This window comes from Streptomyces sp. NPDC028928 (assembly GCF_055564915.1).
Genome location: NZ_JBVHVI010000011.1, coordinates 222,236 through 235,327, shown reverse-complemented (window position 1 = coordinate 235,327; position 13,092 = coordinate 222,236). Strand labels below are relative to the sequence as shown.

Here is a 13,092-nt window from a genome sequence, read left to right as displayed (position 1 = left end):
GAGGGGCGCTTGGTACGAACCGTTGCCGGAAGCCGTACCGGGGCGTGCGAAGTCGACCCGGTGACCCGGATCGCCAGAAGAAGTGTACGGGACCGGCGGGGCACCGGGTGACGCCACTGTCCACAACCGGCGAGTAGTCCACAGGCTCCGGACATGATCGGCGGGGCTGCGGGACGGTGTCGGCATGCGACACGTGATGCTCCGAACGGCCCTGCTGCTGGCCTCGGCGGCTACGGCACTGACTCCCCCGGCGCGGGCCGGCACCCCGCCTCCGGCCCCGCCGACGGCTTCGCCGACGGCTCCGCAGCCCCGCGTCCCGGCTCTCGCCCGCGCCTGGCCGGTCGGCCTGCGCCCACCGGTCCTGCGCGGCTGGGAACCACCGGCGACGGTGTACGGCCCCGGGCACCGCGGCGTGGACCTCGCCGCCCCGCCCGGCGCTCCGGTGCGGGCGGTCGCGGCCGGCCGAGTGCTGTTCGCGGGACGGGTGGCCGGGAAGGGGGTGGTCTCGCTGGAACTGGAGGGCACGGACCTGCGCACCACGTACGAACCGGTACGCCCGTCCGTGGAGAAAGGGGACGAGGTGGGGGCGGGTGAGGTGGTGGGGGTGGTGGAGCCGGCCGGCTCCCACTGCGGGCCGGCGACGTGCGTGCACTGGGGCGTGCTGCGAGGTGCGGCCTACCTGAACCCTTTGTCCCTGCTGCCACCGTGGCTGCTGGCGAGGGGGCCGTCGAGGCTGCTGCCGGTCGTCGTGCCGTAGCCGCGGGCCGCCCGCGGCCGGCCGCGCGGTTCCCCGCGCCCCTTCGGGTCGCCCCCGGCCAGGGCGGGGCTCAGCCCTTCACACCCCGCAGGGCCATGGCAACGGCCGCTTCCGTCACCACCGCGGGATCCTCCGCGGCCCCCAGCTCGATCCTCCGCACCGCCGCGTCCACCACCCCCTGCAGCAACATCGCCGCGAGCCGGGGCTGCCCGTGCCCCATCTCCCCCAACGCCTCGACGATCATCGCGACCAGCCCCCCGTGGGCCGCCCGGATCTTCTCCCGCGCCCCGTCGTCCAGCTCACTCGCGGAGATGGCGACGACCGCCCGGTGCCGCCGGTCCCCCACCAGCGCCAGTTGCTGCCGTACGTACGCCTCGACCTTGCCCTCGGCCGACGCGGCGCGCTCCATCGCCGCCGCGACCTCCGCCGCCCACACCGGGAAGTCGACCTCGCACAGCTCCTCGACCACGGCGGCCCGGGACCGGAAGTACTCGTACACGGACGACCGCGCCAGCCCCGTCCGCTCGGCCAGCGCCGGAAAGGTCAGCGCTTCCGTCCCACCCTCGGAGAGCAGGGACCGAGCCGCGTCCAGCAGGGCGGCTCGCTGCATCGACCGGTGTTCGGCCACGGAGGCCGCTCGAATCCTTGGCACGCCGACCACTTTACGGACCGGCCGCCCGGGAAGGGAGGACTCAGCGCCCGAAGCTCGCCAGCTTGGCCCGCAGCTGCAGCACCGACTTCGTGTGGATCTGGCTGACCCGGCTCTCGGTGACGCCGAGCACATTGCCGATCTCGGCGAGGGTCAGTCCCTCGTAGTAGTACAGGGTGACCACGGTCTTCTCCCGCTCGGGCAGCGTGTTGATCGCCCGCGCCAGGAACCGCCGCAGCTCACGGTCCTCGGCCACCTCCACGGGGTTGTCGGCGGCGGTGTCCTCCAGCGTGTCCATCAGGCTGAGCCGGTCCCCGCCCTCGCCGCCGACGTGCAGCAGCTCCTCCAGGGCGACCACGTTGGCCAGCGACAACTGGCTGAACACGGCGTGCAGTTCGTCGACCTCCATGCCCAGCTCGGCGGCCACCTCCCCCTCCGTCGGGGTCCGCCGCAGCCGTGCCTCCAGGGTGGCGTAGGCACGCTCCACGTTCCGCGCCTTCTGCCGGACCGAGCGGGGGATCCAGTCCAGCGCCCGCAGCTCGTCGATCATCGCGCCGCGGATCCGGGTGATCGCGTACGTCTCGAACTTGATCTCCCGGTCGATGTCGAACTTCTCGATCGCGTCGATCAGCCCGAACACTCCGGAGGAGACGAAGTCGGCCTGCTCCACGTTGGGCGGCAGCCCGACGCTGACCCGGCCCGCCACGTACTTGACCAGCGGCGAGTAGTGCAGGATCAGCTGCTCCCGCAGCCGGTCGTCCCCCGTCGCCTTGTACGACCGCCACAGCTCGTCGAGCGTCGAGGGTGCGGGAGGTCGCACGCTGCCGCCGTCGCGGGCGGCTGGGGGGATCGCCGCCCGGTCGGACCCGGAGGTGTGCTGGGGCATTCGTCGCCTTGTGCCGTTCTGCCGTGAAGTGCCGTGAACTGCCGTGGAGTGGGTGGAAGTGGGGTTCGTGCGAGGAAGTGGGCTGCCTGGGTGGGGTGACGTCGGATGTCGGGTTGGCGCGATCTGCGCCGCCGCCTTTGTGAGCGTAGCGTGACTGAGGAGTCGCGGTGTGCGAACACCGAGGCACCACTCGTGCGCGGGGCGCTCGCGCCGGGTGGGTGACCGCATGCCACGGCTCGCTCTCCGTGACCGGCGCGAGGCGCCAACTCCTGGAAACTCCAAGGGCGTCGGGAGTTCCCCCGGACGGCCGAACACGGTCGGTCAGCATGGCGGGCGACCGCCCCGGACCGAGATCATCGCCTGGCGTGTCAACTTCCAGCCATCGCCGTGTCGTTCGACGTAACCAAGTGCTCGGAGTTCGTACAGTCTCGCGATCGCCTCGTCCCGGGTGGTGCGCGCGCCGAGCGCGATCTCGTCGGCGGGGGCGGCACGGTTGCCGGGCAGGGCGGCGAGGACGGTCCGGGCGGCCGGTTCCAGCAGGTCACGGGGGAGGACCGGGCCGCGGCGGGCCGGCGCGAGGTCACCCATGTCGCCCACGAGTTCGATGACCTCCGTGGCGTCGGTGACCAGGGTGGCCTCTCCGCGCAGCAGTTCGTGCACGCCGGCGGAGAGGGCGCTGGTGACCGGGCCGGGTACGCCCATGGTGAAGCGGCCGAGGCGCCCCGCGGCCCGCGCGGTGGAGAGCGAGCCGCTGCGGCAGGCCGCCTCCACGACGACGGTGCCCCTGGTCAGGGCGGCGATGACCCGGTTGCGGAGGATGAACCGGCTGGGGGTGGGGTGGTCCCCCGGCGGCAGCTCGCCCACGACCAGTCCCTGTTCCGCGATCCGGCCGATCAGCGCGGCGTGGCCGCGGGGGTAGGGCTGGTCGACGCCGCAGGCCAGGACGGCGATGGTGGCGCCACGGGCGGCGAGGGTGCCGCGGTGGGCGGCGCCGTCGATGCCGTAGGCACCGCCGGACACGACGACCCATCCGCGCTCGGCGAGGCCGGAGGCGAGGGCGGCGGCCGTGTGGGTGCCGTACTCGGTGCAGGCGCGGGCGCCGACGACGGCCACGGAGCGCAGCGCCCACATCCGCAGATGGGGCCGGCCTCGCACCCACAGCCCGAGGGGCCGTCCGTCGCCGAGGTCGTCCAGCTGGCCCGGCCACTCACCGTCCCCCGGGCGGACGAACCGCGCCCCCGCGGCCCGGGCCACCTCCAGATCCCGCTCCGGCTCGGCCCGCCGGGCCCGCGCGACGAGCCCCGCCCACCGGGTCCCGCTCACCCCCGGCAACGCCTCCCGGCCGCACCGCAGCCTCCGCACCACCTCCCCCACCCCGAACTCCCGCACCCACCGCCCGCCGACCTCGTCCCCCGGCTCGAGCACCCGCCCGAGAAACACCCGCGCGAGCAGGTCGGCGCCGGAACCGTCCTCTCCGGTCACGTCAGGGCTCCGATGGCCATCGGCACCCCTCGGGGGACGCCGGTGCGCAGTTGCAGGGCCAGGGCGACGTCGGTCGCGTCCGGGCGGTCGTGTCCGACGAGGTCGGCGACGGTCCAGGCGACGCGCAGGACGCGGTCGATGCCGCGGGCGGTGAGCACGCCCCGTTCCAGGTTGCGTTCCGCCTCGTCCATCGCCCCGGCCACGGCGTGGTACCGGCTGCGCAGTTCGCGGCCGGGCACTTCGCTGTTGGTGCGCCACGGGGTGCCGGTGAGCCGGGCCGCGGCCCGCTCGCGGGCCTGCCGTACCCGGTCGGCCACGGTCGCCGTGGACTCTCCGCGGGCGCCGGGCTCGGTGAGCTGGGCCCGGGTGACCGGGTCGACCTCGACGCGCAGGTCCACCCGGTCCAGCAGCGGGCCGGACAGCCGGGACTGGTAGCGGCGGATCGTGGACGGCGGGCACTCGCACAGCGAGTCGCGCAGGGAGAACCGTCCGCAGGGGCAGGGGTTGGCGGCCAGGACCATCAGGAACCGCGCCGGGAACCGGACCACGCCGGCGCTGCGCGCGATGACGACGTGCCCGGATTCCAGTGGCTGTCGCAGGGCGTCCAGGGTCTGGCTGTGGAACTCGGGTGCCTCGTCCAGGAACAGCACGCCTCGATGGGCGAGGGACACCGCGCCGGGGCGGGCGACGCCCGGGCCGCCGCCGACCAGGGACTGCATGGTGGCCGAGTGGTGCGGGGCGCAGTAGGGGGCGACGTCGATGAGCGGCTTGCCCGGAGGTAGCAGCCCGGCGACCGAGTGGACGGCCGTGACTTCCAGCGACTCCTCCCGGGTGAGCCGGGGAAGGACGGCGGGCAGGCGTTCGGCGAGCATGGTCTTGCCCGCGCCGGGCGGGCCCTCCAGGAACAGGTGGTGTCCGCCGGCGGCGGCCACCTCGACGGCCGTACGGGCGGAGGTCTGCCCGACGACGTCGGCCAGGTCGTGATCGTGGTCGTGCTGGGCGGCGCCGATGCTGTGCATGCCGGTGGCGGCGCCCGTGCCCGGTACCCGCAGCCCGGCGAGGAGGGGATCGGGCCGCCCCTGTTCCTCCGGTGCCTCGGCGGGGACGGGCTCCTCGGCCAGGACCGCGATGAGCTGCCGCAGGCTGCGGACCCCGAGGACGGACACCCCGGGGACCAGCGAGGCCTCGGCGGCGGCGCATTCGGGCACGACCACCTGCTCGTATCCCGCGTCGGCCGCCGCGAGGACGGCCGGCAGGATGCCGCGGACCGGGCGCACCCGGCCGTCCAGGCCCAGCTCTCCGATCATGACGATGTCGGCGAGGACCCGGGGGTCGATGCGCTCGGCGGCCCCGAGGACCGCGCAGGCGACGGCCAGGTCGAATCCCGAGCCGGCCTTGGGGACGGAGGCCGGGCTGAGGCCGACGGTGAGCTTCTTCTGCGGCCACTCGCCGCCCGAGTTCACCACCGCCGCCCGTACCCGGTCCCGGCTCTCCGTCAGGCTCTTGTCGGGGAGGCCCACCAGGGTGAAGGCGGCGACGCCGGGTTCGAGGTCGGCCTGGACCTCGACGACCACGCCCTCGACGCCGACCAGGGCCACGGAGCATGTGCGGGCGAACGCCATTCAGGCCACCCCCCGCGCGTGTTGGACGGACGGGGCGCCACGGCGGGGCAGGAGGACGCCGACGAGGTCGATACGGACTCCGCCCGGCGGGGCTCCTCCGTGGGTCTGGATCCAGTGCGCGGCGAGGGCCCGGAGCCGGGCGGCCTTCTCGGGGGTCACCGCGGCCATGGGGTGTTCGTAGCCGCCGCCCGTGCGGGTCTTGACCTCGCAGACGACGAGCGCGTCCCCGTCCCGCGCCACGATGTCGATCTCGCCGGCCCGTCCGAAGCGCCAGTTGCGCTCCAGGATCGTCATGCCGGCCTCGGCGAGCCGCCGGGCGGCCAGGTCCTCGCCGTACTTGCCGATTGCTTCTCGTGCGTTCATGTCGGCACCACCTCCGGCGCCAACCGTCACGCATTCCGCCCCAAGATGTTGATCTTGGTGAACTACTCGGCGGTTGTGGAAAACTCCGTCACCCGCGAGGGTGAGCAGCCGCCCGGCATCAGCCGCCCGGCAGCTCCAGGTCGCTCTTGTTCAGCTCCTCGATGTTCACGTCCTTGAACGTCAAGACGCGCACCTGCTTGACGAAACGGGCCGGGCGGTACATGTCCCAGACCCAGGCGTCGGCCATGGTGACCTCGAAGAAAACCTCGCCCTGAACCGAATGCACCTGCATCTCGTAGTCGTTGGTGAGGTAGAACCGTCGTTCGGTCTCGATCACGTATTTGAACAGACCGACGACATCTCGGTACTCCCGGTAGAGCTTCAGCTCCATCTCGGTCTCGTACTTTTCGAGGTCCTCGGCGCTCATGGCATGTTCCCCTTCAGCCGTGCGATCCCCCCATTGTGCGCCAGTCCCGGGTGCCCTCAGACGATTTCCGTGTCGAGGGTCACGGGCCTGGCCGGGGGACCTTCGACGAGCAGCGTGCGCAGCAGCTCGGCGAGTCTGGTCGGATACACCGTCTCATGTGCCCGGGTCAGTTCCTGACACGTCCACCAGCGCGCTCCGGCGACGCTGCGCCGCTCCAGCTCCGTCAACCCCGTCGCCGCCGTGGCCGTCTGGGTCGTACGGGCCAGGTAGTACCACTCGTCCTGGTCCCAGCGGCGGCCCGCGAACGGGAACGAGCACCGCCGCCGCCACAGCACGGGGCCGAGTTCGACGTCGGTGATGCCGGTCTCCTCGGCGAGTTCCCGCAGCGCGGCCTCCTCGCGCGTCTCGGTGCCCTCCAGGCCGCCGCCGGGGGTGAACCACCAGTCGTCGGCCGGGTCGCCCGGCTCATGGCCGTGCAGGAGCAGGATGCGATCCTCGGGATCGAGCAGCACCACCCGGGCCACCCTGCGCAGTCCGCCCTCGCCGTCGCCCTCGTGGGGCCCCTCAGGCCCCTCGCCCTCGTACGACTCCTCCGCCGGCCGCGCGGTCTCAGCGGGCACCTGCCGCCTCCGGGCGGGCGGTGCGGGCGCGGGAGCGGTTCAGGCGGCCCGCGATCGGGCCGTAGGCGCCGCCGCCGAGGACCAGGACCGCGCCGGCCACGACCATCAGCTCGATGGTGCGCAGCGGTCCGGGCTGGGAGAGGGCGCCGAGCGCCTCGAAGCCGGTGGGGCGCTTGAGCGTGCCCTTCCAGGGCCAGACGACGGCCTCCACGCGGGCGGACACGGCGCTGCGCGAGACGGTGCCCCGGGCCGCGTCGGTGAGGTGGGCGGTGGAGTCCAGGGAGCCCTGGCGTTCGTCGCCGAGCAGGAACAGCCGGCCCTCGGGGACGGTCACGGTGCCGAAGTTCTTGATCTCGGCCAGGCTGCCCTCGGGCAGGTACGGCTCGTCGATCTGCTTGCCGTTGACGGTCAGCTTGCCGTTCGTGCAGCAGGAGACGGTGTCGCCGCCGACGGCGACCACGCGCTTGACCACCTTGGCGTTACTGACCCAGGTCTTGTCCTCGAAGACGACCACGTCACCGCGGCGCACCTCGTCGCCGTCGACGCGCTGGGCGAGCACCCGGTCGCCGGCGTCGATGGTGGGGGTCATGGAGCTGGTGGGGACGGTGTACGGCCGGTAGACCAGCGCTCCCCATGCGAACCCGCCGAGGAACAGCACCAGCCCCAGCGCCATGGCCAGTCCGGACAGCCGCTGCCCGAGCCGGCCGCCGCCGGCCTGTGCCGTGCCGGTGCCGCCGCCCTGCGGGGCCGTACGCGTCATGCTCTCGCCACCCATGGGTCCGCACCCTACCCGGCGGTACCGGACACGGGCAGCCCCCTCTTTCGCCGCCCGGCGGGTTCTTACCCGTGGTCAGCCGTCGACCGGTCCGTGCGCCGGCGTCGCCACACCGCCACCGGGAGGACCGCCGCCACGGCGATGCCCTGCGGGGCCGCCGTCAGGGACGCCGCCGCGGAGGACTGCTGGTCGAGGCCGGGCTGGTCGAAGGTGTCCGGGATCGGCAGGGTGCCCCAGCGGTTGATCGGCCAGGCCTTGACGATCGCGCGGCCGACGACCTTGTCGACGGGAACCATGCCGTGGTTCTTGTCGGACTGGTTGTACCGGGAGTCGCGGGAGTTCTGGCGGTGGTCGCCCATCACCCAGATGTAGCCCTTGGGGACCTTGACCTTGAACTGGCCGCCCTGGTCGTCCACGCTGCACGGCGTGTTGCCCGGGTAGACGTACGGCTCGTTCAGCGCCTTGCCGTTGACCTTCAGCGGGCCGCTGCCCTTGCACTCGACCGTGTCGCCGCCGACGCCGATCACCCGCTTGATCAGGTCCTTCTCCTCCGCCGACGGCATCAGGCCGATCCAGCTGAGGACCTTCTGCACCGGGTTCGGGGTGGGCGTCGGCTCGCCCGCCAGCCAGTTGTCCGGGTCGTGGAAGACGACGACCTCGCCGCGCTCGGGCTCGGAGCCGAACCACGGGGTCAGCTTGTCGACCAGCACCCGGTCACCCTGCTGGAGGGTGTTCTGCATCGAGTCCGACGGGATCGAGAACGCCTGCACCAGGAAGGTCTTGATCAGCAGCGCCAGGACCAGCGCGATGCCGATCAGGATCGGCAGCTCTTTCCAGAAGGAGCGCGGCTTCCTCGGCCGGAGAGCCGCCGCGCCCGCGCCCGGGCCCTCGCCCTCGGCCCGCGGCCGCTCCTCGCCCTCGTCGCCCGCCGCCGCGTCATTCGCGGAGGTCATGGCGCCGTCCGGTACGGGAACGTCCGGTTCCACGGGGTGCCCGCGGTGCTCCTCGCCGTCGTGCCCCGACCGTGCGCCAACCGCCACATCCCCCACGCCAACTCCTCACTCTGTGCCGCCGCCTGCCCCATACACGGTGCAGGCCCACCACTCCCATAACGAGCGGGAGTTCCGCAGGGGTCGGGAGCTGGGTCATTCCGTTCCGATTCTCGGAGGTAACCCTATGCGACGCCTGGGGAGCGGCGACCGCCCCCGACACGGAGTCGGTGACGCTTGCGAAGGTTTTAGGTTCTTCCAGGCGCGTCCAGTGACCGACCGGCCAGCCGATGACCATGGCCCGGCCGACCACCGAGTCCACGGAGACCGTGCCGCCGTAGGACGTGTTCTGGTGGGAGCGGGAGTCCGCCGAGTTGCCCCGGTGGTCGCCCATCACCCACAGCCGGCCCTTGGGGACGGTGATGTCGAAGGGCATGGTGGAGGGCACGTCCCCCGGGTAGAGGTAGTCGCCCTCGGTGAGCGGGACTCCGTTGACGGTGACGCGGCCCTGCGCGTCGCAGCACTTGACGTGGTCGCCACCGACCCCGATGACCCGTTTGATCAGGTCCTTCTCGTTGTCGGACGGCAGCAGCCCGATGAAGGTGAGGCCTTCCTTGAGCTGCTTGACGACGACGGGGTCCTTCTTCTTGGTGGTCTGCTCGTCCTGGAGCCAGCCGCCCGGGTCGTGGAACACGACGACGTCCCCGCGCTGCGGCTCGGAGCCGAACCACGGGGTGAGCTTGTCGACCAGGACCCGGTCGCCGATGCGGATCGTCTGCTCCATGGATCCGGACGGGATCACGAAGGCCTGGACGAGGAACGTCTTCAGGACGAGCGCGATCAGGACGGCGACCCCGATCAGCAGCGGGATCTCCCGGACGGCCGACCGCCTGCGCTTGCGTTTGACCTTGCGCTGCAGTTTCCGCCGCTCCGCGCGCGTGCGGCCACCGCCGGGCGCGGAGGTGCGGCGGGCCCCGGTGGGCAGCAGGTTGTCGGCGGGCGTGGCGGGCACCCCGCGTGGTTTGCCGCGGTTACCCATGGGCGGCCCCCGCGGGGGCGGCGGGCACGCGCGCGTAGGCGGACGGCCGGGTCAGCCGCGTCCAGTGGCGGTAGGGCCACATGATCCAGTCGGCCCTGCCGATGACCTCGCCGACGGGGATCATGCCGCCGCCGGGCGAGCCGAGGTGGTCGCGGGAGTCGCTGGAGTCGCTGCGGTGGTCGCCGAGGACGAAGAGACGGCCCGAGGGCACGACGACGTCGAAGGGCACACTGGAGGCGCTGTCCCCCGGATAGAGGAACGCCGTCTCGTCGACCGGCCGGCCGTTCACCTCGATCCTTCCCTTCTTGCCGCAGCACACCACATGGTCTCCGCCCACACCGACCACCCGCTTGATGTAGTCGGCGTCCCCGAAATACCCGGTGCCGTCGAACACAATCACGTCGCCGCGGCTGGGCTGGGCACCGAAACGGTACGCCAACTTATTTACGAGCACGCGGTCCCCGATCCTCAAACCGCGCTCCATGGATCCGCTCGGAATCTCGAACGGCTGCACCACGAAGGCGTTGAGGAGCAGCAGGAACGCCAGACCGGCGAAGAGGGTGAGGGTGATCCGGCCGCCCGGGAGCCAGTCGGCGACCCGCGACAGCAACGCGAAACGCGACCGGCCCTCCGCCCCCGGAATTCCGGGGTGGGAGGAGCGGTCGCGTTCCGTCGGCTGTGCTTCGGTGTCCATCGGAGCCAGATGCTATCCGGCTCCGCTGTGACTCCGGGAAGGCGCTCAGCTCTCGCGCTTCTCCTTGATCTTCGCGGCCTTGCCGCGCAGGTCACGGAGGTAGTACAGCTTGGCGCGGCGCACGTCACCCTTGGTGACCAGCTCGATCTTCTCGACGATCGGGGTGTGCACCGGGAAGGTGCGCTCGACGCCGACGGAGAACGAGACCTTGCGGACCGTGAAGGTCTCGCGGACACCGGAGCCCTGGCGGCGGATCACAACGCCCTTGAACTGCTGCACACGGGAGCGGTTGCCCTCGATGACGCGCACGTGGACGTTGACGGTGTCACCCGGGCGGAAGGCCGGGATGTCGCTGCGCAGCGACGCGGCGTCGACGGAGTCGAGCAGGTGAGACATTTCGTCTGCTTTCTTCGCTGATGCCACAGGTCATCAACGGAAACTAGGGGTTCCAAGAGGACTGTCGTGCGGGTCGGGGCGGGCGTCGTGTCCCCCTGTGGCAGGGGCGCACGCCGGACGGGCGCACAACAGCGGTCTATTCTTCCACGCCCTCGGCCCGCCGCCAAAATCGGCCGTACGGCTCCCCCGCGGGGTCCGGTTCCCAGCCGAGGATGGAGAGCATCTCGCGGTCCTTCTTGTCGAAGGCCTTGGGGTCACAGCGCTCGATCAGGTCGGGCCGGTTGACGGTCGTACGCCTGAGGGCCTCGTCGCGGCGCCAGCGGGCGATCTTGCCGTGGTGGCCGCTGAGCAGCACCTCGGGGATGTCCCGGCCGCGCCAGACGGGCGGCTTGGTGTAGACGGGGCCTTCGAGGAGGTTGGCCATCGCACCGGGCGCGAAGGAGTCGTCGCGGTGGGACTCCGCGTTGCCGAGCACGCCGGGCAGCAGCCGGGCCACGGCCTCGGTGATGACGAGGACGGCCGCCTCGCCGCCGGCCAGGACGTAGTCGCCGATGGAGGCCTCGTACACCGGCATGCGGGTCGCGTACTCGTCCATCACGCGCCGGTCGATGCCCTCGTAGCGGGCCGGGGTGAAGATCAGCCAGGGGCGCTCGGACAGCTCGACGGCCAGTTCCTGGGTGAAGGGCCGGCCGCTCGGGGTGGGGACGATGAGCGCGGGGGCCCGGGCGCCCGTCTCGTAGCCGTCGGCGAGGACCGTGTCCAGGGCGTCACCCCAGGGGTCGGTCTTCATGACCATGCCGGGGCCGCCGCCGTACGGCGTGTCGTCCACCGTGTTGTGCCGGTCGTACGTCCACGCGCGCAGGTCGTGCACATGGACGTTCAGCTGCCCACGCGCGCGTGCCTTGCCGACGAGCGAGACGTTCAGGGGCTCCAGGTACTCCGGGAAGATCGTGACGACGTCGAGCCTCATGCGCCGTCATCCCTCGACGAGGCGATCTCGGCGCGGTCGTCGATCAGGCCCGGCGGGGGCGCGATGACGGCCTTCTGCTCCTCCAGGTCGATCTCGGTGACGATCTCCTCCACGAAGGGGATCATCACCTCGCTGCCGTCGGGGCGTTCCACGATGAACAGGTCCTGCGAGGGCAGGTGCGAGATCTCGGTGATCCGGCCGACCTCCGTGCCGTCCTCGGTGACCACGTCGAGGTCGATCAGCTGGTGGTCGTAGTACTCGTCCTCGCCCTCGGGGAGTTCCTCCGGGTCCACCTCGGCGATCAGCAGGGTGTTGCGCAGGGCCTCGGCGGCGTTGCGGTCGGTGACGCCCTCGAAGCGCAGGAGCAGGCGGCCGCTGTGCACGCGGCCGGTGGCGATGGTGAGCGGCCCGGTGGAAGCCGGGTCGGTGGCCAGGACGGCGCCCGGGGCGAGCCGCAGCTCCGGCTCGTCGGTACGTACCTCCACGGTGACCTCGCCCTTGATGCCATGGGCGCGGCCGATCCGTGCGACTACGAGCTGCACTGTGCTTGGTCTCCTGTCATACGACTACGGGCCGGGGACGGCCCAGTGGCCCTCCCCGGCCCGAGCCGGTTGCGATGAAGCGTCAGCGGACGTGATCCACGTCGACCAGGTCGACGCGGACACCGCGGCCGCCGATGGCGCCCACGACGGTACGCAGGGCACGCGCGGTGCGGCCGTTGCGGCCGATCACCTTGCCGAGGTCGTCCGGGTGGACCCGGACCTCCAGCACGCGCCCGCGGCGCAGGTTGCGCGAGGCGACCTGCACATCGTCAGGGTTGTCGACGATGCCCTTCACGAGGTGCTCAAGCGCCTCTTCGAGCATGCTGCTCAGGCCTCGGTCGACTCGGACTCGGCAGCCGCCTCGTCCTTCTTCTCAGCCTTCTTCTTCTGGGTGATCGCCTCACCCTTGCCCTCGTCGTCACCGCCGAGAGCCTCGAACGACGGACGGGCCGGCTTCGGCTCGGCGACGAGCAGCGGCGCGGGGGCCGGCTCGCCCTTGAACTTCTGCCAGTCGCCCGTCTTCTTCAGGATGGCGAGCACGGGCTCGGTCGGCTGGGCGCCGACACCGAGCCAGTACGCCACACGCTCGGCGTCCACCTCGATGACCGACGGGTTGTAGGTCGGGTGGTACTTGCCGATCTCCTCGATGGCCCGGCCGTCACGGCGGGTACGGGAGTCGGCGACGACGATGCGGTAGTGAGGCGAACGGATCTTGCCCAGACGCTTCAGCTTGATCTTGACTGCCACGGGAGTGGGTTCTCCTGGAATTGACGTGGTTGGGCACGGCGAGACGCCGCGTGGGGTTGCGGTACCCGAGTGCCCGATGGACGCGTCAGCCGGAGGAGAGAGGGGTCCTGTGCGGCTGTCGAGTACAGCTAGCC

The 13,092-nt window shown here is 71.9% G+C and carries 17 protein-coding genes; 1 reads left to right on the top strand and 16 read right to left on the bottom strand.

Features of this window, described 5'->3' with window-relative positions; all coding sequences use genetic code 11:
* The first annotated feature begins 184 nt into the window (after nt 1-184).
* Nucleotides 185-757 carry a peptidoglycan DD-metalloendopeptidase family protein gene (locus tag ACZ4U1_RS26450; protein WP_467906510.1) on the top strand — a complete coding sequence of 191 codons (573 nt, stop codon included), beginning with the start codon at nt 185-187 and terminating at the stop codon, nt 755-757.
* Between the two features lie 70 nt (nt 758-827).
* Here ACZ4U1_RS26450 and ACZ4U1_RS26445 read toward each other — a convergent pair whose 3' ends face one another.
* The 16 genes from ACZ4U1_RS26445 to rpsP all read right to left on the bottom strand — a co-directional run bounded on the left by ACZ4U1_RS26445 (nt 828) and on the right by rpsP (nt 12,958).
* Entirely contained in the window at nt 828-1,385 is a 558-nt protein-coding gene (locus tag ACZ4U1_RS26445) for a TetR/AcrR family transcriptional regulator (protein WP_467906684.1), read from the bottom strand.
* A 64-nt stretch (nt 1,386-1,449) separates the two neighbouring features.
* Nucleotides 1,450-2,292 (bottom strand): RNA polymerase sigma factor WhiG, encoded by an 843-nt coding sequence (gene whiG / locus ACZ4U1_RS26440; RefSeq protein WP_030649029.1) that lies wholly within the window; start codon nt 2,290-2,292, stop codon nt 1,450-1,452.
* A 321-nt stretch (nt 2,293-2,613) separates the two neighbouring features.
* The gene (gene dprA / locus ACZ4U1_RS26435; protein ID WP_467906508.1) at nt 2,614-3,774 is read right to left on the bottom strand and encodes a DNA-processing protein DprA; all 1,161 of its coding nucleotides are present in this window, start codon (nt 3,772-3,774) and stop codon (nt 2,614-2,616) included.
* Nucleotides 3,771-5,396 (bottom strand): YifB family Mg chelatase-like AAA ATPase, encoded by a 1,626-nt coding sequence (locus ACZ4U1_RS26430; RefSeq protein ID WP_467906506.1) that lies wholly within the window; start codon nt 5,394-5,396, stop codon nt 3,771-3,773. Before ACZ4U1_RS26430 ends, dprA begins: the two co-directional genes overlap by 4 nt.
* Nucleotides 5,397-5,759 (bottom strand): YraN family protein, encoded by a 363-nt coding sequence (locus ACZ4U1_RS26425; RefSeq protein WP_467906504.1) that lies wholly within the window; start codon nt 5,757-5,759, stop codon nt 5,397-5,399. It abuts the gene before it with no gap.
* A gap of 118 nt (nt 5,760-5,877) precedes the next feature.
* Nucleotides 5,878-6,186 carry a DUF2469 domain-containing protein gene (locus tag ACZ4U1_RS26420; protein ID WP_014675276.1) on the bottom strand — a complete coding sequence of 103 codons (309 nt, stop codon included), beginning with the start codon at nt 6,184-6,186 and terminating at the stop codon, nt 5,878-5,880.
* A 56-nt stretch (nt 6,187-6,242) separates the two neighbouring features.
* Complete coding sequence (locus ACZ4U1_RS26415; protein ID WP_467906502.1) at nt 6,243-6,806, bottom strand: NUDIX hydrolase; 564 nt, start codon at nt 6,804-6,806, stop codon at nt 6,243-6,245.
* A complete protein-coding gene (lepB, locus tag ACZ4U1_RS26410) occupies nt 6,796-7,581 on the bottom strand; it encodes a signal peptidase I (RefSeq protein ID WP_467906500.1) in 786 nt (261 codons plus the stop codon). Before lepB (ACZ4U1_RS26410) ends, ACZ4U1_RS26415 begins: the two co-directional genes overlap by 11 nt.
* 65 nt (nt 7,582-7,646) lie before the next feature.
* On the bottom strand, nt 7,647-8,630 hold the full coding sequence (gene lepB / locus ACZ4U1_RS26405) for a signal peptidase I (protein WP_467906498.1): 984 nt from the start codon (nt 8,628-8,630) through the stop codon (nt 7,647-7,649).
* Nucleotides 8,518-9,609: a signal peptidase I gene (lepB, locus tag ACZ4U1_RS26400; protein ID WP_467906497.1), complete on the bottom strand. Its 1,092-nt coding sequence runs from the start codon at nt 9,607-9,609 to the stop codon at nt 8,518-8,520. The genes lepB (ACZ4U1_RS26405) and lepB (ACZ4U1_RS26400) overlap by 113 nt, the downstream gene beginning before the upstream one ends.
* On the bottom strand, nt 9,602-10,303 hold the full coding sequence (lepB, locus tag ACZ4U1_RS26395) for a signal peptidase I (RefSeq protein WP_467906495.1): 702 nt from the start codon (nt 10,301-10,303) through the stop codon (nt 9,602-9,604). The genes lepB (ACZ4U1_RS26400) and lepB (ACZ4U1_RS26395) overlap by 8 nt, the downstream gene beginning before the upstream one ends.
* Nucleotides 10,304-10,348: 45 nt before the next feature.
* Nucleotides 10,349-10,699 carry a 50S ribosomal protein L19 gene (gene rplS / locus ACZ4U1_RS26390; RefSeq protein WP_189818699.1) on the bottom strand — a complete coding sequence of 117 codons (351 nt, stop codon included), beginning with the start codon at nt 10,697-10,699 and terminating at the stop codon, nt 10,349-10,351.
* Nucleotides 10,700-10,835: 136 nt separating this feature from the next.
* Nucleotides 10,836-11,669, bottom strand: coding sequence for a tRNA (guanosine(37)-N1)-methyltransferase TrmD (trmD, locus tag ACZ4U1_RS26385; protein ID WP_467906494.1), 834 nt, complete (start codon nt 11,667-11,669; stop codon nt 10,836-10,838).
* Nucleotides 11,666-12,211, bottom strand: a complete 546-nt coding sequence (gene rimM, locus ACZ4U1_RS26380; RefSeq protein WP_467906493.1) for a ribosome maturation factor RimM — start codon at nt 12,209-12,211, stop codon at nt 11,666-11,668. The genes trmD and rimM overlap by 4 nt, the downstream gene beginning before the upstream one ends.
* Nucleotides 12,212-12,293: 82 nt before the next feature.
* Nucleotides 12,294-12,533 carry an RNA-binding protein gene (locus ACZ4U1_RS26375; RefSeq protein WP_003973401.1) on the bottom strand — a complete coding sequence of 80 codons (240 nt, stop codon included), beginning with the start codon at nt 12,531-12,533 and terminating at the stop codon, nt 12,294-12,296.
* Between the two features lie 5 nt (nt 12,534-12,538).
* Nucleotides 12,539-12,958, bottom strand: a complete 420-nt coding sequence (rpsP, locus tag ACZ4U1_RS26370; protein WP_030785131.1) for a 30S ribosomal protein S16 — start codon at nt 12,956-12,958, stop codon at nt 12,539-12,541.
* Between the last annotated feature and the right edge of the window lie 134 nt (nt 12,959-13,092).